Genomic DNA, 23393 nt, shown 5'->3' with positions numbered 1-23393 from the left:
TACCGACGGCACGGGATTTCAAGGGGTGCGCGGCAATATGCCCTGCAGCGCGTTGCGCCGCTGTTCCAGGGCGCGGTAGCGTTCCAGCGCCGTGGGGTCTTGTGCCGCCAGCAGGATCAGGGCCTTTTGCTGGGCGTTGATGTCTTCGATCAGCATGCGGTTCAGAAGATCGCGCAGCTCCAGCCGCAATTCGTGCAGATCGCCCTCGGTCTGCGCGTGCGCGCCGGTCATCACTTTCACCGCCAGGGCCTCACACGGGTGACCGCGCAGGCTTTCCCGCAGCAGGGCCCAGGCCAGCGGGCCGTGCTCGTGAAACTGCCCTTCCAGCCAGCTGAACAGCGGGCCATGCGGGGCGGGCAGGGCGCACAGCGCGGCTTGGTCGTCGTGCGTCAGGTCGTCCAGAAACGCCATGTGCGACAGCAGCAGCCGCGCGGCGTGGTCTGCGCGGCTGGCGGTGGGCGTGCGCGGCAGGCGTGGCTGGGGCGGCCAGGGCGCGGCGTCCTTCTTTTTCCAGCTGCCGCCCTTCCAGTCGCCACTTTTGCGATAGGGCGGCTTCTGGGGCGAGCCGTATGCGCCGCCGCCGGGCGTTTGCCAGCCGGCTTCGGCAGGCATGCCCCACGGGGGCTCGTCCGCCGGGGCGGCGGCCTGGCGTTGCGGGGCGCTCGCGCCGGGGTGGCGCGCGGTCTCCTGGGCGGCGGTTTTGCTCCAGAGGTCGGACAGCTCGTGGGCGTCCAGGTGGGCCAGCTGGGCCAGTTCGCTGAGCACCTGGCGCCGCAGCACGCCCTCGGGCAGGGCGCTCCACAGCGGCCGGGCATTGCTGGCCATGTGCGCGCGGCCCTCCGCCGTGCCCAGGTCGCAGCCCTCGCTAGCGGCGTCAACCAGGAAGCGGCTGAGCGGAACGGCATCGCCAATGTGGCGGGCAAAGGCGTCGGTGCCATGGGCGCGCACAAAGCTGTCGGGGTCGTGCTCGGGCGGCAGAAACAGAAACTTGATGCTGCGCGTGTCGCTGGCATGGGGCAGGGCGCCGTCGAGCGCCTTGCGCGCTGCCCGGCGGCCGGCGGCGTCGCCATCAAAACTGAAGACCACGGCGTCGGTGAAGCGCAGCAGCTTTTGCACATGTTCGGGCGTGCAGGCCGTGCCCAGCGTGGCCACGGCGTTCGGGAAACCCAGCTGCGCCAGCGCCACCACGTCCATGTAGCCCTCGGTGACCAGCGCAAAGCCCTGCTCGCGGATGGCGGTGCGCGCCTCGAACAGGCCATAGAGCTCGCGGCCCTTGTGGAACACCGGGGTTTCCGGCGAATTGAGGTATTTGGGCTTGTCGTCCCCCAGCACGCGCCCGCCAAAGCCGATGCACTCGCCCTTCACATTGCGGATGGGGAACATCACCCGGTCGCGGAAGCGGTCGTAGCGTTTGCCGCCGTCCTCGTCGTTCACGATGACCAGCCCGCTTTCTTCGAGCAGCGGGTCGTCGTAGTGCGGGAAAACGCTGGCCAGGCTGCGCCAGCCTTCGGGGGCATAGCCCAGCCCATAGCGCTTGGCCACCGCGCCCGACACGCCCCGGCCCTTGAAATACGCCACGGCGCGGGGCGATATGCGCAACTGCTGGCGATAGGCGTGGGCGGCTTTTTCGAGCACATCGGTCAGCGTGGCCTGCTTTTGCCGGGCGGCGGCGGCGCGTTCCTTCTCCTGGGGGGAAATGTCATCGTCGGGCACCTGCAGGCCCACCTGCTGGGCCAGGTCCTGCACGGCCTCGATGAAGCCCATGCCGGCGTGCTCCATCAGAAAACTGATGGCGTTGCCGTTCTTGCCGCAACCAAAGCAGTGATAGAACTGCTTGGCGGGGCTGACGCTGAACGAGGGCGATTTCTCGCCATGAAAGGGGCACAGCCCCATGAAATTGGCGCCGCCTTTCTTGAGCTGAACGTAGCGGCCCACGATGTCCACCACGTCAACGCGGGCGAGCAGTTCCTGGATGAAAGATTGGGGGATGGACACCCGGCTATTTTGAACGATCCAGCCCGCGCGCCTCAGCCCACGGCTTTGCGGCTGCGCACGCGCACGATAGCGCCCATATTCGTGGTCTCCGGGTCATTCCCCTGCGCCGGCCGATCAGGGGGCGGATACAGTGCGAGGGTTCCGAATCGGAGAGCCCACCATGACCAGCATCTACGACCAGCACCTGCCCCGCACGGAGGCCAACTTCGCGCCCCTGTCGCCCCTGGGCTTCATCGAGCGCACCGCCGAGGTCTACCCCGACCGCCTGGCCATCGTGCACGGTGATCTGCGCCAGACCTGGGCGCAAACCTACGCGCGCTGCCGCCAGCTGGCCAGCGCGCTGGCACGCTCGGGCATCGGCAAGAACGACACCGTGGCAGTGATGCTGCCCAACACGCCGCCCATGGTGGAGGCGCACTTTGGCGTGCCCATGGCGGGCGCCGTGCTCAACGCGCTGAACACGCGGCTCGACCCCGAGGCCATCGCCTTCATGCTCGACCACGGCGAGGCCAAGGCGGTGATCGTGGACCCGGAGTTCGCGCCCACCCTGGCCAAGGCCCTGGCGCTGCGCCAGAGCCAGGCGCCGCTGCTGCTGATTGATGTGGAAGACGCGCTGTATGGCCCCGCCAGCCAGCGCCTGGGTCAGCGCACTTATGAAGAATTTCTGGCCGGCGGCGACCCGCAATTCGCCTGGCAGCTGCCCGCCGACGAATGGGACGCCATTGCCCTCAACTACACGTCCGGCACCACCGGCAACCCCAAGGGCGTGGTCTACCACCACCGGGGCGCGGCCACCAACGCCATCAGCAACGTGCTGGAGTGGGACATGCCCAAGCACGCCGTCTATCTGTGGACGCTGCCCATGTTCCACTGCAACGGCTGGTGTTTTCCGTGGACGGTGGCGGCGCGCGCCGGTGTCAACGTCTGCCTGCGCCGGGTGGAGGCGCAGGCGATTTTTGATGCCATCCGCAACCACGGCGTCACGCACTACTGCGGCGCGCCCATCGTGCACGGCCTGCTGGTCAACGCGCCCGCCGCCCTGAAAGTGGGCCTGCCCTCGGGCGTGAAAGCCATGGTGGCCGGTGCCGCGCCGCCCGCGTCGATGATCGAGGGCATGGAAAAACTGGGGTTCGATCTGACCCATGTCTATGGCCTGACCGAGGTGTATGGCCCCGCCACGGTGTGCGCCCAGCACGGTGCGTGGAACGACCTTGACATCGGCGAGCGCGCCCGCCTCAATGCCCGCCAGGGCGTGCGCTACCACCTGCAGCGCGCGGCCCGGGTGCTCGACCCCGAAACCCTGCAGCCCGTGCCCTGGGACGGCGAAACCATGGGCGAGATCATGTTCCAGGGCAACATCGCCATGAAGGGTTACCTCAAGAACCCCAAGGCCACCGAAGAAGCCTTTGCCGGCGGCTGGTTCCACAGCGGTGATCTGGCCGTGCAGTACCCCGACGGCTACATCAAGATCAAGGACCGTAGCAAGGACATCATCATCTCGGGTGGAGAGAACATCTCGTCCATCGAGGTCGAAGACGTGCTCTACCGCCATCCCGACGTGCTGGCCGCCGCCGTGGTGGCCAAGCCCGACGCGAAGTGGGGCGAAACCCCCTGCGCCTTCGTCGAGTTGAAAGCCAGCGCGCAGACCACCGCCGATGACATCGTGCAGCACTGCAAAAAGCACCTGGCCGGCTTCAAGGTGCCGCGCGCCGTGGTGTTTGGCGAAATCCCCAAAACCGCCACGGGCAAGATCCAGAAGTTCGAGCTGCGCAAGCAGGCCGGCTCGGCCACGGCGATCAACGTCTGACCACGTTAGCGCGGCCGACCCCGCAAAGAGCACCGTTGGGTGCTCTTTTTTATATAGCTGTCAGCGCTTTATGCATAAGGGCTATAGCCCTATTTCGTTCAAATTTTGCCCCGCCTGCCCGGGTGCTCGGATCACGCTGCGCAAGCACCGTGAAGACCGGGTGCGATACTTGCCGCGGTTTTTCATCCCCCTGCGCCCATGGGTGGCGCCTGCCCTCCATCCGTGCCCGGTTGCCCGGGCGAGTGAGTTGTTGATTGAAGTCCCTGAACTCCCCTGAACTGGCTGCCCGCAGCCTGGCTGCGGTCTGGCACCCCTGCACCCAGATGGCGCGCGCCGCCGTCACCCCGCCGCTGGCCATTGCCCGGGGCGAGGGCCCCTGGCTTTTCGATCTGGAAGGCCGGCGCTATTTCGACGCCAACAGCTCCTGGTGGGTCAACCTGTTCGGGCACTCGGATGCCGGCATCCGCGCCGCCATCACGCAGCAGCTCGAAACCCTGCCCCATGTGATGCTGGCCGGTTGCACCCATGCGCCCGCGGTCGAGTTGGCGGAAAAGCTCTCGGCCCTGACTGGCGGCGCGCTGGGCCACGCCTTCTTTGCCAGCGACGGCGCCTCGGCCGTCGAGATCGCGCTGAAGATGAGCTTTCACTCGTGGTGCAACCGGGGCCAGGCGGACAAGCGCGAGTTTGTCTGCCTGCGCAACGGCTACCACGGCGAAACCATCGGCGCGCTGGCCGTGACCGACGTGGCGGTGTTCCGCGATGCCTACGACCCGTTGCTGATGCGCGCTCACATCGTCGATTCGCCCGACACGCGCCAGGGCCCGGACGCCGAGGCCCGCGCGCTGGCCGACCTCCGCCGCGTGCTGACCGAGCGGCGCGGCCATGTCGCCGCCCTCATCATCGAGCCGCTGGTGCAGTGCGCCGCCGGCATGGCGATGCACGAGCCTTCGTACCTGCGCGCGGTGCGAGCCTTGTGCGACGAGTTCGACATCCACCTCATCGCCGACGAGATCGCGGTGGGCTGCGGGCGCAGCGGCAGCTTCTTTGCGTTTGAACAGGGCGCGTGCGGCTGGCCCGACTTCATCACGCTGTCCAAGGGCATCAGCGGCGGCACGCTGCCGCTGTCGCTGGTGCTGACCACCGAAACGGTGTACCAGAGCTTCTGGAGCGAGCAGGTGGGGCGCGGCTTTCTGCACTCGCATTCCTACACCGGCAATGCCCTGGCCTGCGCGGCGGCCAATGCCGTGCTCGACCGCTTTGCCGCCGACCAGGTGCTGGAGAAGAACCGTGTGCAGGCCCGGCTGCTGGCCGAGGCCTTCGCGCCGCTGGCCACCGACCCGCGCGTGCACCACCTGCGCCAGCGCGGCATGATCCTGGCGTTCGATGTGCGCGAGCCTGGTGAGCGGTTTGCCGAGCGCTTTCACCTGGCGGCCCGTGCGCACGAACTGCTGATCCGTCCCATCGGCGCCACCGTTTACCTGATGCCGCCTTATCTCATCGATGCGCCCACGGCGCAGTTCCTTTTTCAGGCCGTGATGGCCACGCTGGCGGAGGTAATCGACCATGCTGCTTGACCACCTGAACCACAAACTGCAGGCCATCGCCGCCAAGGACCTGACACGCGTGCTGCGCGAAGCCGAAAGCGCCACCGCGCCGGTGCAGCGCGTGCGCGGTGCCGATGGGCAATCGCGCGAGCTGCTGATGTTCTGCAGCAACGACTATTTGGGCCTGGCCGCCCACCCCGCGCTGGCCGAGGCGCTGGCCGAGGGCGCGCGCCTGTACGGCGCTGGCTCGGGCTCGTCGCACCTCATCAGCGGGCATTCGAGTGCGCATGCGGCGCTGGAGCGTGCCCTGGCGGCCACGGTGGCGCCCGCCATTCCGAACGCCGAGGCGCTGTTTTTTTGCACCGGCTTCATGGCCAACCTGGCGGTGCTGACGGCCCTGGGCGATGCCGATGCGGTGATTTTTTCGGAAGAACTCAACCACGCCTCGCTGATCGACGGCGCGCGCCTGGCCAAGGCGCCGGTGCAGCGCTACGCCCACTGCGACGTGGCGCAGCTTGACGCGCTGCTGGGCGCGTGCACGGCCCGCATCAAGCTGATCGTCACCGATGCGGTGTTCAGCATGGATGGCGACGTGGCCCCGCTCGATGCCCTGCTGGCGCTGGCCGAACGGCACGACGCCTGGCTGGTGGTGGACGATGCCCATGGCTTTGGCGTGCTGGGGCCGCAGGGGCGCGGCACGCTGGCGCATTTTGGCCTGCGCAGCGAGCGGCTGATCATGGTGGGCACGCTGGGCAAGGCCGCTGGTGTGGCCGGGGCCTTCGTGGCTGCGCACCCCACCGTCATCCAATACCTGATCCAGGCCGCGCGGGCCTACATCTTCACCACCGCCGCGCCGCCCGCTGTGGCCCATGCGCTGCTGCAAAGCCTGGCGCTGATGGCGGGCGACGAGGGCGCGCAGCGCCGCGCCAACCTGGTGCGCCTGCAGGCGCAGCTGCGCGCTGGCGTGGACGAATTGCTGGCGCGCCATCCGCGCCTGGGCTGGCGGCTGGTGGCGTCGGACACGCCCATCCAGCCACTCATCATTGGCGAAAACGCCGCCGCGCTGCGGGTGGCCGCCATCCTCGACCGCGCCGGCCTGCGCGTGCCAGCCATCCGCCCGCCCACCGTGGCCCCGGGCACGGCGCGCCTGCGCATCACCCTGTGCGGCACGCACAGCGCGGCCGACATCGACCGCCTGCTGGCCGCACTGGCCGATGCGGCGCAGGAGCTGGCATGACACGCGGTTTTTTCATCGCCGGGCCGCCCCAAGATGGAAAGCAGCCCCCTCGGGGGGGCAGCGACCCGCGAAGCGGTGGAGCGTGGGGGGCATTTTTCATCACCGGCACCGACACCGAGATCGGCAAGACAGCCATCACCGCCGCGCTCACGTACCTGGCGGCGCAGTCGGGCCTGCGCGCGGCCGCCATCAAGCCGCTGGCGGCGGGGCAGGACTGCGTGGACGGCCGCTGGGTCAACGAAGACGTGCTGCGCCTGCGCGCGGCCAGCAACATGGACCTGCGCGACGACGAGGTCGGCCCGCTGCAGCTGCGCACGCCCTGCGCGCCGCACATCGCCGCGCGCCTGGAGGGCCGCGCCATCGTGCGCGAGACGCTGCTGGCCGCCGTGCGCGGCGTGGCGGCGCGGGCCGACATGGCGTTCGTCGAAGGCGTGGGCGGCTTTCGCGTGCCGCTCATTCCGGGCTGGGACACCGCCGACCTGGCGGTGGACCTGGGGCTGCCGGTGGTGCTGGTGGTGGGCCTGCGCCTGGGCTGCATCAACCATGCGCTGCTCACCGCCGAAGCCGTGCGTGCGCGCGGCCTGCGCCTGGCCGGCTGGGTGGCCAACACCGTCGATGCCGCCATGCCGCATGTGGCGGACAACCTGGCTGCGCTGGAGGCCGGCCTGCAAGCGCCCTTCCTGGGCCATGTGCCCCGCCTGCCAGAGCCGCACCCCGCCGCCATTGCCGCCCATTTGCCGCAGGCGCTGGCGTTGCTGCAAGCCGCATAGGGGGCGGGGGCAGCGGGACTGCGACGCGCTGACAGAGCCATGGCCGTTGTTGCAAACCGCGTGGGGGTGCGGGGGTTGTCGCCCCCGGTGCGTTCTGGTGACTTTGGTGGGGTGGTTGCGGGTTTTGCTATTTTTTCAATAGCTTCTAGCGCTTGATCTGAAAGCGCTGGAGCCTCATTTGCCTTAAAAAAACTCGCTCAGTCGCCCATCACCACGCCTTCGCGCCGTGGGTCGGCGCCGCCCAGCCAGATCTTTTGGCCATGGGCCTGGCCGCGGGTGATGGCCTGCAGGCCGCTGGTCATGTTCATCTCGCGCACTTCGGCGCCGCGTGCGCGCAGGGCCTGCACCGTGGCGGGCAGGAAGCGGTTTTCTTCCAGCAGCGTGGGGCCGTTGAATGTGCCGAAGTTGGGCAGGTTGATGGCCTGCTGGGGCATCAGGCCCCAGTTGAAAACGCCATACAGCGTCTTGGCCGTGTAGTGGATGATGGCCGCGCCGCCGGGGCTGCCGCCGCTCATCAAGAGCTCGCCGCTGGCCTGGTCGAACACCAGCGTGGGCGCCATGGATGAGCGCGGGCGCTTGCCGGGCTGCACGCGGTTGGCAATGGGCTGGCCCTGCGCGTCGGTCGGGGCAAAGCTGAAGTCGGTGAGTTCGTTGTTGAGCAGAAAGCCCCCGCTGCGCGCGGCGTTGGTGGTCACCATCTGGCGCGAACCAAACTGGTCTTCGATGGTGGTGGTCATGGCCACCGCATTGCCGAAGGCGTCCACGATGCTGATGTGGCTGGTGCCGTACTCGGGCTGCTCGGGCATGGGCGCAAAGCTGGTGCGCACGGCGCCCGGTGTGCCGGGTTGCGCCACCTTCATGCTTTGCGCACCGATTAGCTTGGCGCGGCTGGCCAGGTAGGCGGGCTCCAGCAGGCTCATCCAGCTGCCGGCGGGGGGCTGCACGAAATCGGGGTCGGCCACGTAGAGTGCGCGGTCGGCAAAGGCCAGGCGCGCGGCCTCGGTGTAGAGGTGCAGCCAGTCGGCGCTGGGCGCGGGGCCGTTCAGGCCTTCCTGCAGCGGCAGGGTGGCCGCGTTGGTGTGCTTGAGGATGCCCAGGATCTGGCCGATGGCAATGGCGCCCGAGCTGGGGGGGGGAAACCCGCACACACGGTAGTTGTGGGGCGCGACCTGGTAGCTGCTGCACAGGGCTTCGCGCTTTTTCGGCTGGTAGCCCGCCAGGTCGGCCAGGCTGAGCTGGCCCGGGTTGGTGGGGTGCGTGCGCACCTTGGCCACGATGGCCTGGGCCACGTCGCCCTCGAGCAGTGCCTTGGAGCCCTGCCGCGCGATGGCCAGCAGCACTGCAGCCAGCTCGGGGTTTTTCAGCACATGGCCCACGGGCCGGGGTTTGCCGGCGGCGTCGTAGAAGTAGGCGGCGGCCACCGGGTCTTGCGACAGGAATTTGTCGTTGGCCAACAGGGTGTTGAGCCGGGCGCTGACCTTGAAGCCGCCCTCGGCCAGCTGGATCGCGGGCTGGAACAGTTGCGCCCAGGCCAGCTTGCCGTGCTCGCGGTGCGCCAGCTCCAGCATGCGCACCGTGCCTGGCACGCCCACCGAGCGGCCGCCCACCACGGCGTCGTTGAAGGGCAGGGGCTTGCCGTCTGCGCCGATGAAGAGTTTGTCGGTGGCGGCTGCAGGCGCTGTCTCGCGCCCGTCATAGGCCTCGACCCGCGCGCCTGCGGCATGCAGCAAAAAGGCGCCGCCGCCAATGCCGCTGGACTGGGGCTCCACCAGCGTCAGCACCATCTGCACGGCAATGGCCGCGTCGATGGCCGAGCCGCCGGCTTTGAGCACCTGGTAGCCCGCGTCGGTGGCCAGCGGGTTGGCGGCGGCCACGGCAAACTTCTCGGTGGCCCAGCCTGGCTTTTCGGTGGTGCCCGACGACCCCTCGGGCTGACTGGGCACGGTGTAGGCCAGCGGCGGGGCGCTGTTGCAACCGGCCAGCAGGGCGGCTGCAGCGAGCAGCGCAATGCGAAGGGTGGTGGTCTTGGGCATCCTGCGTTCTCCATGGGGTGGGCGGGAACCCATGGTAGCGGGCGGGCGGCTGGGCCCTGGTGTTTGTTACATCGCGGAACAGTGCTGCTGGTTTTGAGGCTTTTTGGCCTCTAGCGCTTTACCGATAAGCGCTGATAGCTATCAATGAGTGAGCTAATCGGTTCATGCCGGCACGGGCCCGGCCTGCCCGTCTTCCACCACGAAGCGCGCCAGGGTGGACGCGCCACTGTCGGCGCGCAAGGGGTCGTTCACCACGCGCAAGGTGGTGGTCCAGCGCTGCGGCGTGATGTCGGCCAGGCCGTAGCCGCGCTGGTCGCTGCGCGCCAGCAGCACATGCGGGTTGTGGCGGGCGATGGCATCGACCTTGTCCTGCGTGGTGCCCGCGCGCGAACTGATCGAGGTGCCGCAGAACTCGCTGGCGATCACCGGCCCGGCAGGCGGCTGGCCGTCTGAGCCGGCATCGGCCAGCACCTGGCAGACGTAGTTCTGGTGGATGTCGCCGCCCAGCAGCACGCTGTTGCGCGGGGCATGGCGGGCCAGCGACTGCAGCAGGCGCGCGCGGGCACCGGGGTAGCCGTCCCAGCTGTCGGTGGAGACCACGCCCGAGGGGTAGCGGCGGGGCGAAAACAGGGTTTGCTGCGCGATTACGCTCCAGCGGGTGCGGTCGTGCTGGGCATCTGCTGCCAGGCCTGCATCGAGCCACTGCTCCTGGGCGGCGCCCAGCAGGGTGCGTTGCGGGTCGGCCAGGGCTGCGCAGTCGTGCGGGCGCACGGCCGCTGCCCCACCCGCGTCAACCGGGCGGCAGGCCTGCCACTCGCGGTGCTGGCGGGTGTCTAGCAGGTGCACCTGGGCCAGGCGGCCCCAGCGCAGGCGGCGGTACACCTGCAGGGCGCCAAAGCCGGGCGCCACCAGGCTGGCGGCGCGCAGGGGCAGGTTTTCGTAAAACGCCTGCCAGGCCGCGCTGCGCAGGGCCAGGAAAGCCGCCGGATCGCCCTGGCTGCCTTTGCCTTGCCCGCCGGCGTAGTCGTTCTGCGCTTCATGGTCGTCCCAGGTCACGGCCCAGGGGCAGGTGGCATGGGCGGCCTGCAGGGCGGGGTCGCTCTTGTGCAGCGCGTAGCGGTCGCGAAAGTCGGCCAGGGTGCTGGCGTGGCGCAGCGCGTGCACGCGGGCCAGGCCCGTGCTGGCTGGCGGTGATGCGTATTCATAGATGTAATCGCCCAAAAACAGCACCAGATCGGGCTGGTCGGCGCACAGGTGGCGCCATGCGGCGTAGTGGCCATGTTCCCAGCGCTGGCACGAGGCAAAGGCCAGGCGCAGATGGCTGTCCAGGGCATCGGCTGCGGGCGTGGTGCGGGTGCGGCCCGTGGCGCTAACCGCGTCGCCCAGCATGAAGCGGTAGTGGTACCAGCGGGCCGGGGCCAACCCGGTCAGCTCGACATGCACGCTGTGGCCCAGGGCTGGCAGCGCCGTGGCCTGCCCGCGCTGCACGATGCGCCGGAAGGCCGGGTCGTCGGCCAGCTCCCAGTGCACCGTGATCGGTGTGGTGAGTGGGCCGGACGGCGTGGGCAGCAGCCGCGTCCAGAGCACCACGCCGTCGGGTGTGGGGTCGCCGCTGGCCACGCCCAGGGCAAAGGGGTCGTGCTGCAGCGGGCTGGTGCTCCAGGCCCAGCGGGGCAGGGCGCCGGCAGTGGCCACCAGGGCTGCACGCTGCAGGAAGGCGCGGCGTTGCAGGGGTGTCACGGTGCGGGGGGCGGGGCCGGCGGGTGGATCAGGCGGCCATCACGCGGCCATGACGCGGTTCTTGCCCGAGCGCTTGGCCAGGTACATGCTTTTGTCGGCCCGGCGGATGGCATCGGCACTGGTTTCGCCTTCGCCCAGCTGGGCCACGCCGGCGCTGAAGGTGATCAGCACTTTTTCTTTGCCCTGTAAAAAGAAGCGGGTGGTCAGCTCGCGCTGCAGGCGCGTCATGGCGGCGACGCCGTTGGCAGCGGTGGTGTCGGGCAAGACCAGCACGAATTCTTCGCCGCCATAGCGGGCCAGCAGGTCCTGGGGGCGCATGACTTCGCGGGTGACCTGGGTCAGGTGCAGCAGCGCCGCATCGCCGGCATTGTGGCCAAGCCGGTCGTTGATGGTTTTGAAGTTGTCGATATCGAGCAAAGCCACGCACAGCGGCGCACCGGTGCGGGTTGCTCGGGCCAGCTCGCGTTCCATGGCCTCTTCCAGTCCCTTGCGGTTGAGCGAGCCGGTAAGCGGGTCGTGGCGTGCCTGGGCGCTGGCGCGGTCAAGCTCCTGCTGCAGCTGCGCGACCTGTGCGCGCTTGAGTTCGGTGCGCTCCCGCAATTCGTGCAGCTCATCGTGGGCGGCCCGGCTGTCCAGTGCCATGGAGCGGGTGGCCTGCATCACTTCCTGCAGGACGGGGGCAATTTCTTCGAGGGTGCTGGCCTTGCCGATGAGGTCGGCGCAGCGCTCCATCGTGTCCTGGTAGGTGGTGCTGGAGTCGGTGATCTTTGCCAGGCGCTCGATGAAGGTGGACAGCATGTCCTTCATCTGCTCTTGGGCCTCCATGGCGCGGGCGTGGGCCTCGGTCTGCTTGAAGATGACGTCCTTCAGGCGCCGCTGCACGTCGTCCAGCCGGCGTAGGGTGAGCGGCGGTGTGGCGGCCGCCATGAGGGCCTCGGCCTGGCCGTTGAGCCAGCGGTCTTCCACGCTCAGCGCGGCGATGTTCTCGAACACCATGTGCAGCAGCTCAAGCAGGCTGGCGCGTATGGCGGCCTGGTCCTCGGTGGCAAACGACAGGCGGTAGGTGAAGTTGCTCAGCATCAGCTGCACGGTGGAGGCGGGCGGTGCGGGTTCGCGCAGCAATTGGGTCAGCTGCCGGGCCATTTCATGCACGCGGGCATCTTCTTCGCCCAGCGCCGGCAGGGTGTTGTCGATCAGGCGGGCCAGCAGCTCTGCCAGGTCTTCGGGCAGGATGGTTAACACAGTGGTTTGGGCCACCACGGGTTCGGCGGTGGCCGGGTTGAGCCCCAGATTGGCGTAGCCCACCAGCACGCTTTGCAGGGCGGACCAGTCCTTGTTTTCCACGGCCCGCTCCAGCTGGCCCAGCAGCCGCTTTTGCGCCGGCGTCTGGCCCGGCAGCACTCTCAGAATGTGCTGCAGCGGCCCCTCTGGGAAAGCCGGCGGGGTGCGGACGCCGGCGATTTCTTCGTACAGCGCCAGATAGTTGTCTGGTGTGGGAGCGAGCCGGCGGACAGCCAGTTGCTTGAGCGTTTCACGGGCAATTTCAGAGGGTTGTCGGTCCGCCATGTGCGAGCATCCGTGTCAGGGGGCTGTGGTGCACGAGTGTGACACAGCGTGGCGGGCGCCAGGCAACGCGCACCCGCCGCCCTTGCGGCGCGATTTCAGTTGACCATGACCAGCTTGCCCATCACCCCGCGCGAGCCCATGTGGGTGTAGGCCGCGTGCAGTTGCGCCATGGGCATGGTGCGGTCGATCACGGGCTTGACCTTGCCCTGGCCATACCACTGGGCCAGCTCGGCCATCATGGCGGCATTGGCCTTGGGCTCGCGCTTGGCAAAGTCGCCCCAGAACACACCCACGATGGACGCGCCCTTGAGCAGTGCCAGGTTGAACGGCAGCGCCGGGATGGGCCCCGAGGCAAAGCCCACCACCAGATAGCGGCCGCGCCACGCAATGGAGCGGAAGGCCGGCTCGGCAAAGTCGCCGCCCACGGGGTCGTAAATGACGTCCGGCCCCTTGCCATTGGTCAGGGTCTTGATGGCTTCGCGCAGGTTTTCCTGGCTGTAGTTGATGGTGGCGTCGGCGCCAATCGAGGTGCACAGCGCGCATTTCTCGGCGCTGGAGGCGGCGGCAATCACCCGCGCCCCCATGGCCTTGGCGATCTGGATGGCTGCCGTGCCTACGCCACCGGCGGCGCCCAGCACCAGCACGGTTTCTCCGGCCTTGAGCTGGGCGCGGTCCACCAGCGCGTGGTACGAGGTGGCGTAGATCATGATGAAGGCCGCCGCATCCACGAACGAGAACCCCTCGGGCAGCGGCATGCATAAGGCCGCCGGAGCAATGGTGTGGGTGGCAAAGCCGCCGGTGCCAGACAGGCAGGCCACTCGCTGCCCCACCTGCAGGTGCGTGACGCCTTCGCCCACCGCCTGCACCACGCCGGCATATTCCGAGCCGGGCACAAAGGGCAGGGGCGGCTTCATCTGGTACTTGTTCTGCACGATCAGCAGGTCCGGAAAATTCAGGCTGGCGGCCTTGATCGCGATGAGCACCTCGCCCGCTTGGGGCGTGGGCGTGGGTAGTTCGGTCCAGGTGAGTGCGTCAACGCCGGTGGGGTTGGTGCAAAGCCAAGCGTGCATGGGGTGTCTCCTGTCAATGGTGGCCTGCATGATAGGGGTGGCCCCCGGGCGCCCGATGTCCCACGAGCGACGGGCAGGTTGCGGCCGGCGGGCCCCTACAATCGGTTGCAATCCGCACAGTGACCATGAAGATCCTCTTATCCAACGATGATGGCTACCAGGCCCCGGGTATCGTGGCCATATACGAAGCGCTCAAGACCATCGCCGACGTAGAGGTGGTTGCGCCCGAGCACAACAACAGTGCCAAGTCGAACGCCCTGACCCTGCATTCGCCCCTGTATGTGCACCAGGCCGCCAACGGCTTTCGCTATGTGAACGGCACGCCGGCCGACTGCGTGCACATTGCCCTCACGGGGCTGCTCGGATACCGCCCCGATCTGGTGGTGTCCGGCATCAACAATGGCGCCAACATGGGCGATGACACCATCTATTCGGGCACGGTGGGCGCTGCCATGGAGGGGTATCTTTTCGGCATTCCGGCGATGGCGATCTCCCAGGTGGACAAAGGCTGGGGCGAAATCGAGGCGGCTGCGCACAAGACCCGCGAAATCGTCGCGCAGATGATGGCGCAGAACCTGGTGGCCGAAGCGCCCTGGTTGCTCAACATCAACATCCCTAACATGCCGCTGCAGGCCTTGCGCCCGTTAAAGCTGTGCCGCCTGGGGCGCCGCCATGCGGCCGAGCGCGTGATCGTGCAGGAAAGCCCGCGTGGTGAGGTGATGTACTGGATTGGCGGGGCTGGCGCGGCCAAGGACGATGCCGAGGGCACCGATTTTCACGCCACGGCCCAGGGGCATGTGTCGGTCACCCCTTTGAAGGTGGACCTCACGGACCACGACAATCTGGGCTATTGGGCGCAGACTGCGTCCCGCCTGGTGGCTGCAGACTCCGCGGCACCAGAGCGGTGATGCAGCGCAGACCGGGGTTTCCTGCCCGCCTGGATGGCACGGGGGGCGCTACACCCAGAGCCGTACCCACGCCAGTGCGCCCCAGTGCTCCGGCGGCGCCCCAGGGGGTCGGACTGGATTCGGCGGCGGTGCGCGCCCGCATGGTGCAAAAGCTCGCCACGGGCGGTATTTCTTCGTCGGCAGTGCTTCAGGCCATGTCGGCGGTGGAACGGCACCGCTTTGTTGACAGTGCCCTGGTGAACCAGGCGTACGAAGACACCAGTTTGCCCATCGGCCTGGCGCAGACCATTTCCAAGCCCAGCGTGGTGGCGCGCATGTGCGAATTGCTTTTGGGTGCCGAAAGCGCGCGCGCTGGTGGGCTGGGCCGTGTACTTGAAATCGGCACCGGTTGCGGCTACCAGGCGGCGGTGCTCAGCCATCTTGCCCGCGAGGTGTATTCGGTCGAGCGTCTGCGCGGCCTGCACGAAAAGGCCCGTGACAACCTGCGCCATCTGCGGCTGGCCAACGTGCATTTGCTGTTTGGCGATGGCATGCAAGGCTATGCAAAAGGTGCGCCTTATGCCGCCATCATCGCGGCTGCCGGTGGCGAGGCCGTGCCGCAGGCCTGGTGCGATCAGTTGGCCCCGGGTGGGCGCCTCGTGGCGCCCATGGCGCTTGCCGGCGGGCAGCAAGTGTTGCTTGTCATCGACAAAACCGCGCACGGATTGAAACAAACCGTTCTCGAGCCGGTTCATTTTGTCCCCCTAAAATCGGGGATTGCCTGAAGGGAATGCTTATGTTGGTATCGCGTAGTCTTGTTGTTGGGTTCTCCGTAGCGTTGACGGCGCTGGTGCTGGCCGGCTGCGGAACCCGGATGACGAAGGCTCCGGTGGAGGAGCGTGGAACGTCTTCTGCATCCTCATCGCCTGGGGTGGTTGTTGCACCCGTCAAGCCGTTGCCGGGCGCCGAGAACGCCGGAAAGCCGGGTTATTACACTGTCAAGGCCGGGGATACGCTGATTCGCATCGGTCTCGAAAATGGCCAGGGGTGGAAGGACATCGCGCGCTGGAACAATCTGGAAAATGCCAATCTGATCGAAGTGGGACAGGTGCTGCGCGTGGTGCCGCCATCGGCCGCTGCCGTAGCGTCCTCCACCGAAACGGGTGTGGTGACGCGCCCTGTCGCATCTTCGGCTGTCAATCCTGCCTCGGGCGCCAGTGCACCCAAGCCGGCCGCCAACGGTGCGGCGCCTGTGCCTGCGCAAATCCCGGCTCCTGCACCCGCTCCAGCAGCAGCGTCATCGGAAGATGATGTGCCTTTCATCTGGCCCGCCTCTGGCGTCTTGCTGGCAGGGTTTGATGAGGCCCGCAACAAGGGCTACGACATAGCGGGCAAGGCCGGTGACCCTGTCCTTGCGGCCGCCGATGGGCGGGTGGTCTATGCAGGCGCCGGTTTGCGGGGCTATGGCAATCTGGTCATCCTGAAGCACAACAACACCTTTTTGACCGCCTACGCGCACAACCAGGCGTTGCTGGTCAAAGAAGACCAGACTGTGCGGCGGGGGCAGAAAATTGCGGAAATGGGCAGTACGGACGCGGATCGCGTCAAGCTCCACTTCGAGATTCGCCGCCAGGGCAAACCCGTTGACCCTGTCCGTTACTTGCCGGCGCGTTGAGCGTGCGCACTGCCGCGCTGCCCGCCGTGCCTGGTGCTTCCCATAAGGGCCGTCCCGACGAAAGACCAGCACTCGAGGCAGGTCAGGATGTGGGCTCGGCAGACGGTGCTGACGGCTTAGACCTGGCGGACGAATTCAGTGGCCCCGCCGAGGCGGAATCCGAACTGCGGCAAGTGGAGGTGGGTGTAGCCCAACATGGGGCCCGCCTGGACCGCGCACTGGTCGAACTCGTGCCCGAATTTTCCCGCAACTATTTGCAGCAGCTTTTGTTGCAGGGGCTGGTATCGCTGAATGGTCGTCCTGCGACCAAGGCATCTGTCCGGGTGAAGGCAGGCGAAGTTGTGGTGATCGAAATGCGCCCGACGCTACAAAGCCAGGCTTTTCGTCCCGAGTCGTTGCCCATCAACGTGGTTTACGAGGACGAACATCTGCTGGTCATCAACAAGCCGGCGGGTCTGGTCGTCCATCCCGCGCCGGGCAACTGGGGTGGAACGCTGCTGAACGGGCTTTTGGCGCGCGACGAAAAGGCGCAGTTGGTGCCCCGCGCGGGCATCGTGCACCGCCTGGATAAGGACACCAGTGGTTTGATGGTGGTCGCCAGGGACCGGTCCACGATGGACACACTGGTGCGCATGATCGCCGCGCGATCTGTGCACCGGCAATACCTGGCGCTGGCGCACCGGCCGTGGACAGGGCCTCGCAGCCGCACGGTGCAGGCGCCCATCGGACGCGACCCGCGCAACCGATTGCGCATGGCCGTGGTCAATCTCGACAGCCAGGCTGGCAAACCCGCGCGCACGGATGTGCGCTGGCTCGTGGGCAACGACCTCGGTTGCTGGGTGGAGTGCACGCTGCACACGGGACGCACCCATCAGATTCGCGTGCACATGGCATCCCTGGGGCATCCGCTGGTGTCCGATGTCCTTTACGGGGGGGCTGTCGCCGCTGGAATGGAGCGCCAGGCGCTTCACGCGTACCGGCTGTCTTTTGCGCACCCGGTCTCGGGTCAGGCGCTCGAGTTCCATGCGCCAGTGCCAGGCGATATGAGGCAAGCGCTGTCTGAGTGGGGCCTGGGCTACAATCCGCCCTGACGGTCTGCCAGACCGTGTTCGCCCGAAGGCGGTTTCCCGCCAGCCGGTGCGTCGCTCCAGAGTTTCTTCCTGGTGCGCCATGGATTGACTCCTGCAGTTGGTGTAGTGCCCGCAATCGACGCGTGGCCCAATTTTTCCCGGAATCGCTGAACCATGAATACGGTGGATGCCAAACGGGTCCTCGAAACCGCCCTGATCTGCGCTGCGCAGCCCATGGCTGTGCGGGAGCTGCGTGTACTTTTTGATGATGCGCTGGGGTCGGACACGCTGAAAGTCCTTTTGCAGGAACTCCAGCAGGACTGGGCTTTGCGGGGTGTCGAACTGGTCCAGGTGGCTTCCGGGTGGCGATTTCAAAGCCGCCCCGAAATGCGCGAATACCTGGACAAACTTCACCCGGAGAAGCCGCCACGCTACTCCAGGGCCACGCTCGAAACCTTGGCCATCATTGCGTACCGCCAGCCGGTGACGCGTGGGGATATTGAAGATATCCGGGGGGTCACGGTTAATAGCCTGATCGTGAAGCAGTTGGAGGACCGGGGTTGGGTCGAGGTTATCGGGCATCGCGAAACAGTGGGCCGGCCCGCGTTGTTTGCCACCACGCGACAGTTTCTGGACGATCTGGGGTTGCAGTCGCTGGACCAGTTGCCGGTGCTGGATGACCCCGCGGGCAGTGCCATGGTTCTGGATGCCATGGCATCGGTCGCAAGCCGGCAGGGTGCCTTGGAGATGCACGCAAGCGATACCCCGGACATTCTTGCCTCGGTGAGCGAAGGGTTGCCGGGGTTGGCCCCCCAAGCGGTGCCGCAGGAGATGCGGGCCAAGCAAAGTGCGGAGAAGGATCTCCGTGATGAACAAGAGGATGCTCCAGGGGGTGTCCCGGGAAATAATTTATGAACGATTCCACTTCCGATCCTCAGAACATACCGCACGCGGCGGTGAATTCCGAAGGCGCGGTGCCCGCAAAAAAACCTGCGGCACGCAAAACCCCGCGCAAGAAAGCCGAGCCAATGGCTGGTGCCGTCGGGGAAGTGGCGCCCCAGCTTTCGGCGGTGTTGCCCGGAGATGGCGAGGCATTGGATGCGCTGGCGAATCTGCCGACGGATCCCGTGCCCGCTGTGGCATTCACGGATTCATCGAACGGTGCCGACTTGCCATCGGACACCGGCAGCGCACAGTCGCCGTCGACGGATGACCATCGCGAGCCCGGCGCCAGGCCCCAGGCGAAGCCACGCCACGCCGAGGGCGCTGGGCGTGGCAAGCGATCCCCACCTGCCGCAGGTGGCTACCAATTCGAAGACGTCATTTCGGGCCGTTTTGATGCCGATGAAGTCAGCGCCGAGGCAGTGCCCCCCAAGCGCGTCTTGTTGCCCCAGGTGGAAACGCCCAAGCTTCACAAGGTCCTTGCGCAGGCCGGACTGGGCTCTCGTCTGGAGATGGAGCAGTTGATTCTGGAGGGCAGGATCTCGGTGAACAACGAGCCTGCGCACATCGGTCAGCGCGTGCAGTTTGGCGATCAGGTGAAGGTGAATGGCAAGCCGATTCGCTATCGCATCGATCCACCGCCAGCGCGTGTCATCGCGTACCACAAGCCCGTCGGCGAAGTGGTTTCCCACGATGACCCGCAGAACCGGCCGACGGTGTTTCGCAAGCTCCCCCGCTTGCAGCAGGGCAAATGGCAGTCGGTCGGGCGGCTCGATCTGAACACCGAGGGCTTGCTGCTGTTCACCAGCTCGGGCGAGTTGGCCAACCAGCTGATGCACCCCCGTTTTGGGCTGGAGCGGGAATATGCCGTGCGTGTCCTGGGCGCCTTGAGCAACGAAGAAAAGCAGCAACTGCTGGACGGCGTCCGGCTGGACGATGGCATGGCTGCGTTTGGCTCCATCGAGGACGGCGGCGGCGAGGGTTCCAATTGCTGGTATCGCGTCACCATTTCCGAAGGCCGCAATCGCGAGGTCCGGCGCATGCTGGAGGCCGTGGGCCACGCCGTCAGCCGTCTGATTCGCATCCGTTATGGTGCAATGGTCTTGCCCCGTGGCCTGAAGCGGGGTGCCTGGCTGGAGCTCGATGACAGCGATATCCGCGCACTGGTGCAGGCCGCCGGCGCCGGGCGCCCGCAAGCCACTGAAGTCCGCGGCGAGGAGGGTTCTGCCAGCGCAGACCGGGGCAATCGATATCGCGGTCGCGGCGGTCAACGCATGGGCGATGGCCGCAAGCGTCCGCCGGGCGCCAGCGGTGGTGGGGTGGGTGGGCCCCGTGGCCAGGCACCTCGCCGATCCGATGCTTCAGGTGCGCGAAGCGGCAATCCGGATCGCCAGCGCGGCACCGCACAGCCTGATCCCATGAAAACATCGGTGGGCTACATTGGTGTGGACAGCCTCTCGCGCCACCGCCAGGATCAGCGCCGCACGGGCGGCGGCGGGCGTGCCGGGGGGGGCGGGCCGCGTCGCGGAGGAAATCGCTAAGGCGGCCGGGGATTGCTTGCCCGGTTAGAATCAAAAGCTTTGCCCGACGGGCAAAAAATACAGCAACATCACACCAGGAAATCAACATGGCTATCGAACGTACTCTCTCCATCATCAAGCCCGACGCAGTGGCCAAGAATGTCATCGGCCAGATTTATGCCCGCTTTGAAGCCGCTGGCCTGAAAGTGGTCGCTGCCCGCATGGCGCACCTCTCTCGTCTGGAAGCAGAGCAGTTCTATGCTGTGCACAAGGCGCGTCCATTCTTCAAGGATCTGGTGGATTTCATGATCTCCGGCCCCGTCATGATCCAGGCGCTGGAAGGTGAAAACGCTATTTTGAAGAATCGCGAGCTGATGGGCGCAACGGATCCGAAGAAGGCCGAGGCCGGCACCATTCGCGCCGATTTTGCAGACAGCATTGATGCCAATGCCGTGCACGGCTCCGACGCCCCTGAAACCGCTGCAGTGGAAATCGCCTTCTTCTTCGCCGGCATGAACGTTTACGCGCGCTGACATGATCGTCCCCACGCTCGTTCCAATCTCCTTGGAGAAAGCAAGTGCTGGGGACGGCTGCGACCTGTTCCGGGCGCGGCAACCATGACAACCAATCTTCTCGATTTTGACCTCGACGGGCTGGCCGAATTTTGTGGGCAGCTCGGGGAAAAGCGTTTTCGTGCCACGCAGCTTTTCCGCTGGATTCACCAGCGGGGCGCCAGCGATTTCGATGACATGAGCGATCTGGCCGTTGCCTTGCGCGCCAAGCTCAAGGGCTGTGCGCATGTGCAGGCCCTGCCCGTCATCAGTGAACATGTGTCCGCCGATGGCACCGTCAAATGGCTGTTCGATGTGGGTGGCGGCAATGCCGTCGAATCCGTGTTCATCCCCGAAGATGACCGGGGAACCCTGTGCGTATCGTCTCAGGCAGGCTGCGCGGTCGGTTGCCGGTTTTGTTCAACGGGGCACCAGGGTTTCAGCCGCAACCTCACCACGGGTGAAATTGTGGCGCAGCTGTGGTTTGCCGAGCACGCCTTGCGCAAGCGCCTTGGAACATCGTCCCGCATCATTTCCAACGTGGTGATGATGGGCATGGGTGAGCCGCTGCAGAACTATTCAGCCCTGGTGCCGGCGCTCAAGGTGATGCTGGATGACCATGGTTACGGCTTGTCGCGCAGGCGCGTTACGGTGTCTACTTCGGGTGTCGTTCCCATGATGGACCGCCTGGCACAAGACTGTCCGGTGGCGCTGGCCGTTTCCTTGCATGCGCCCAACGATACCTTGCGCGATTACCTGGTTCCGCTCAACCGCAAATACCCGATCCGGGAATTGCTGGATGCCTGCCACCGCTATCTCGAGCATGCGCCACGGGACTTCATTACCTTCGAATACTGCATGCTGGATGGTGTGAACGACCAGATCGAGCACGCCCACCAGCTGATCGAGCTGGTCAAGCCATCGCGCGGCAGCGGGATTCGCTGCAAATTCAATCTGATTCCGTTCAATCCATTTCCCGCATCGGGTCTCACGCGCTCTTCCCAGGTGCAAGTGGCAACTTTTGCAAAAGTGCTGAGCGACGCGGGAATTGTCACGACAGTGCGCAAGACGCGCGGGGATGATATCGATGCCGCCTGCGGCCAGTTGGCGGGCGATGTGAAAGACCGCACGCGTGCGGTGGAGCGCATGGCAAAGCAACGCACAATCGTGCTCAAACAGGTGACTTAGGTCGCCACTTTTGAAGGAGGCGCTACATGGTGGGATCGACTGGACGCTGGCGGCAATATGGCCGCTGGACGCTCATGGCATGTGGTGCCCTGGCTTGTTTTTTTGCGCTGGGTGGATGTGCGGCGAACGGCGGGGCTTCTGCGACGGAGTCATCGGCAGACCTGGTCACACCATCCGACGAGCCCGAGGCGCGGCGCCGCGCCCGAATCCGCCTGGAACTGGCAGCGAACTATTTCGAGATGGGGCAAACCGCGGTGGCCCTGGACGAGGTCAAGCAGTCGCTGGCATCCGATGCGACCTATGCCGACGCCCATAACCTGCGCGGCCTTATCTATTTGCGCCTCAATGATTTTGCGCAGGCAGAAGAAAGCTTTCGCCGGGCGCTGGCATTGCGTCCTGGTGACTCCAATGTGTTGCACAACTTTGGCTGGCTTTTGTGTCAGCAGAAAAAGTATGCAGAAGCGGATCAGCAATTTGTCCGTGCGCTGAACAATCCCGCTTACCTTGCCCGCAGTAAGACGCTAATGGCAAAGGGGCTTTGCCAAGTCAGCGCTGCGCAGTATGCCGAGGCCGAGCAATCCCTGATCAAGGCCTACGAGCTGGACGCTGCCAACCCCGTGGTGGGGTACCACCTGGCGTCATTGCTGCTCCGACGCAATGAATGGAGTCGGGCGCAGTTTTATATCCGGCGCCTTAATAACAGCGAATACGCCAATTCCGAGTCCCTGTGGTTGGGGATCAAAGTAGAGCGTGCCTTGGGTGACACCGTGGCTTTGAGGCAGCTTGCCGATCAGTTGCGCAAGCGGTTTCCTGATTCACGGGAGTGGGGTGCTTTTGAACGTGGGGCATTCAATGAGTGAGTCGATGGTTGCGCAACTGGTGGCGGAATCGCCTGGCCCATCGGTGCAGGGAGTGACTGCGGGCGCGTTGTTGCGAGATGCCCGAGAGGCCGCAGGCTTGCACATTGCCGCTCTGGCCGCTGCCTTGAAGGTTCCTGTGGGCAAGCTCGAAGCCTTGGAGTCGGACGATTTTTCGGCACTGCCGGACATCGTCTTTGTGCGCGCGCTGGCATCCAGTGTCTGCCGCACCCTGAAGATCGACCCCCAGCCGGTTTTGGCACTGCTTCCCCAAGGAGAAGGTCCGAGACTTTCCAGTGGGGATACGAGCCTGAGTGCGCCTGTCAAGGGATTCACGGGTAAATCATCGTCTGCGCCGTTTGCCGTTGCCGGGCCGAGACCGCTGGTGTGGGCGGTGGGCCTGCTCTTGGTGGGGGTGGCGCTGATGATTTTCCTGCCCCGCAGCCTGGATGCTGATTTGTCGGCCTGGTTCAAGCAGGCAGAGACCCGCACAACGATTTCGACGCCCGTTGCAGATGGGGCGCAGGACCGTCCTGCAGCCGTGGCTCCAGCGCCGGCGCCGGTGAACCCTGCTTCTGCACCGGGTGTGGAAGCCGCGGTTGCTGCCAGTGAGCCGACGGAGCCCGCTTTGGGCGCTGCGCCTGTCGCTGCTTTGCCGTTCGTCGCGGCATCGACTGCCGAGTTGCCGGCTGCCGATGCGCCCGCCGGTGTTCTCGCTTTCAAGGCGCGCGGCGAGTCGTGGATACAGGTCCGTGAGGCGACGGGGGCCGTGGTGTTGCAGCGCAATTTGGCACCCAATGAGACGGTTTCTGTGTCTGGCGCGTTACCGTTGGCGGTAGTGGTTGGGCGCGCCGATGCTACCGAAGTTTTTGTGCACGGCAAGCCCTTTGCGCTCGGCCCCGTGTCCCGTGAAAACGTCGCTCGCTTCGAGGTGAAATAGT

Annotated in this window: 19 protein-coding genes; 14 read left to right on the top strand and 5 right to left on the bottom strand. The window is 66.2% G+C overall.

What is annotated here, in order from left to right:
* Positions 1-18: 18 nt before the first annotated feature.
* The gene (gene dnaG, locus J8G26_RS05995; RefSeq protein WP_210568281.1) at positions 19-1995 is read right to left on the bottom strand and encodes a DNA primase; all 1977 of its coding nucleotides are present in this window, start codon (positions 1993-1995) and stop codon (positions 19-21) included.
* Between the two features lie 160 nt (positions 1996-2155).
* Between dnaG and J8G26_RS05990 the strand changes: the two genes are divergently transcribed.
* The 4 genes from J8G26_RS05990 (at position 2156) to bioD (ending at position 7353) form a co-directional block, all read left to right on the top strand.
* The gene (locus tag J8G26_RS05990; RefSeq protein WP_210568280.1) at positions 2156-3802 is read left to right on the top strand and encodes an acyl-CoA synthetase; all 1647 of its coding nucleotides are present in this window, start codon (positions 2156-2158) and stop codon (positions 3800-3802) included.
* A 254-nt stretch (positions 3803-4056) separates the two neighbouring features.
* Positions 4057-5376, top strand: coding sequence for an adenosylmethionine--8-amino-7-oxononanoate transaminase (gene bioA, locus J8G26_RS05985; protein WP_210568279.1), 1320 nt, complete (start codon positions 4057-4059; stop codon positions 5374-5376).
* The gene (gene bioF / locus J8G26_RS05980; protein WP_210568278.1) at positions 5366-6583 is read left to right on the top strand and encodes an 8-amino-7-oxononanoate synthase; all 1218 of its coding nucleotides are present in this window, start codon (positions 5366-5368) and stop codon (positions 6581-6583) included. Before bioA ends, bioF begins: the two co-directional genes overlap by 11 nt.
* Positions 6580-7353 (top strand): dethiobiotin synthase, encoded by a 774-nt coding sequence (gene bioD / locus J8G26_RS05975; protein WP_210568277.1) that lies wholly within the window; start codon positions 6580-6582, stop codon positions 7351-7353. Before bioF ends, bioD begins: the two co-directional genes overlap by 4 nt.
* Before the next feature lie 197 nt (positions 7354-7550).
* On the opposite strand, the gene J8G26_RS05970 is transcribed toward bioD, so the two are convergent.
* The 4 genes from J8G26_RS05970 to J8G26_RS05955 form a co-directional block, all read right to left on the bottom strand.
* Complete coding sequence (locus J8G26_RS05970) at positions 7551-9386, bottom strand: gamma-glutamyltransferase family protein (protein WP_210568276.1); 1836 nt, start codon at positions 9384-9386, stop codon at positions 7551-7553.
* Between the two features lie 162 nt (positions 9387-9548).
* The gene (locus J8G26_RS05965) at positions 9549-11126 is read right to left on the bottom strand and encodes an alkaline phosphatase D family protein (protein ID WP_210568275.1); all 1578 of its coding nucleotides are present in this window, start codon (positions 11124-11126) and stop codon (positions 9549-9551) included.
* Positions 11127-11165: 39 nt separating this feature from the next.
* Positions 11166-12692: a diguanylate cyclase gene (locus J8G26_RS05960; RefSeq protein WP_210568274.1), complete on the bottom strand. Its 1527-nt coding sequence runs from the start codon at positions 12690-12692 to the stop codon at positions 11166-11168.
* A gap of 95 nt (positions 12693-12787) precedes the next feature.
* Positions 12788-13762, bottom strand: coding sequence for an NADPH:quinone oxidoreductase family protein (locus tag J8G26_RS05955; protein WP_087744644.1), 975 nt, complete (start codon positions 13760-13762; stop codon positions 12788-12790).
* Positions 13763-13887: 125 nt separating this feature from the next.
* On the opposite strand from J8G26_RS05955, the gene surE reads away from it, so the two are divergent.
* The 10 genes from surE to J8G26_RS05905 all read left to right on the top strand — a co-directional run bounded on the left by surE (position 13888) and on the right by J8G26_RS05905 (position 23392).
* Complete coding sequence (gene surE / locus J8G26_RS05950) at positions 13888-14670, top strand: 5'/3'-nucleotidase SurE (protein WP_210568273.1); 783 nt, start codon at positions 13888-13890, stop codon at positions 14668-14670.
* Positions 14670-15434, top strand: a complete 765-nt coding sequence (locus tag J8G26_RS05945; RefSeq protein ID WP_210568272.1) for a protein-L-isoaspartate(D-aspartate) O-methyltransferase — start codon at positions 14670-14672, stop codon at positions 15432-15434. The genes surE and J8G26_RS05945 overlap by 1 nt, the downstream gene beginning before the upstream one ends.
* 11 nt (positions 15435-15445) lie before the next feature.
* Positions 15446-16324, top strand: coding sequence for a peptidoglycan DD-metalloendopeptidase family protein (locus J8G26_RS05940; RefSeq protein ID WP_210568271.1), 879 nt, complete (start codon positions 15446-15448; stop codon positions 16322-16324).
* Between the two features lie 122 nt (positions 16325-16446).
* The gene (locus tag J8G26_RS05935; RefSeq protein ID WP_232476544.1) at positions 16447-17415 is read left to right on the top strand and encodes an RluA family pseudouridine synthase; all 969 of its coding nucleotides are present in this window, start codon (positions 16447-16449) and stop codon (positions 17413-17415) included.
* 153 nt (positions 17416-17568) lie between these two features.
* Positions 17569-18309 (top strand): SMC-Scp complex subunit ScpB, encoded by a 741-nt coding sequence (gene scpB, locus J8G26_RS05930; RefSeq protein ID WP_087744655.1) that lies wholly within the window; start codon positions 17569-17571, stop codon positions 18307-18309.
* Positions 18306-19877 carry a pseudouridine synthase gene (locus tag J8G26_RS05925; RefSeq protein WP_087744658.1) on the top strand — a complete coding sequence of 524 codons (1572 nt, stop codon included), beginning with the start codon at positions 18306-18308 and terminating at the stop codon, positions 19875-19877. The genes scpB and J8G26_RS05925 overlap by 4 nt, the downstream gene beginning before the upstream one ends.
* 86 nt (positions 19878-19963) lie before the next feature.
* The gene (gene ndk / locus J8G26_RS05920; RefSeq protein WP_087744661.1) at positions 19964-20389 is read left to right on the top strand and encodes a nucleoside-diphosphate kinase; all 426 of its coding nucleotides are present in this window, start codon (positions 19964-19966) and stop codon (positions 20387-20389) included.
* A gap of 84 nt (positions 20390-20473) precedes the next feature.
* Complete coding sequence (gene rlmN, locus J8G26_RS05915) at positions 20474-21595, top strand: 23S rRNA (adenine(2503)-C(2))-methyltransferase RlmN (protein WP_087744664.1); 1122 nt, start codon at positions 20474-20476, stop codon at positions 21593-21595.
* Between the two features lie 26 nt (positions 21596-21621).
* Entirely contained in the window at positions 21622-22455 is an 834-nt protein-coding gene (pilW, locus tag J8G26_RS05910; RefSeq protein WP_087744669.1) for a type IV pilus biogenesis/stability protein PilW, read from the top strand.
* On the top strand, positions 22448-23392 hold the full coding sequence (locus J8G26_RS05905) for a helix-turn-helix domain-containing protein (protein WP_087744672.1): 945 nt from the start codon (positions 22448-22450) through the stop codon (positions 23390-23392). Before pilW ends, J8G26_RS05905 begins: the two co-directional genes overlap by 8 nt.
* Position 23393: the final 1 nt, after the last annotated feature.

Origin of the sequence: Acidovorax sp. JG5 (assembly GCF_017939685.1) — a bacterium.
Classification (GTDB): Bacteria; Pseudomonadota; Gammaproteobacteria; order Burkholderiales; family Burkholderiaceae_C; genus Acidovorax.
This window is presented reverse-complemented; position numbering and strand designations above follow the sequence as displayed.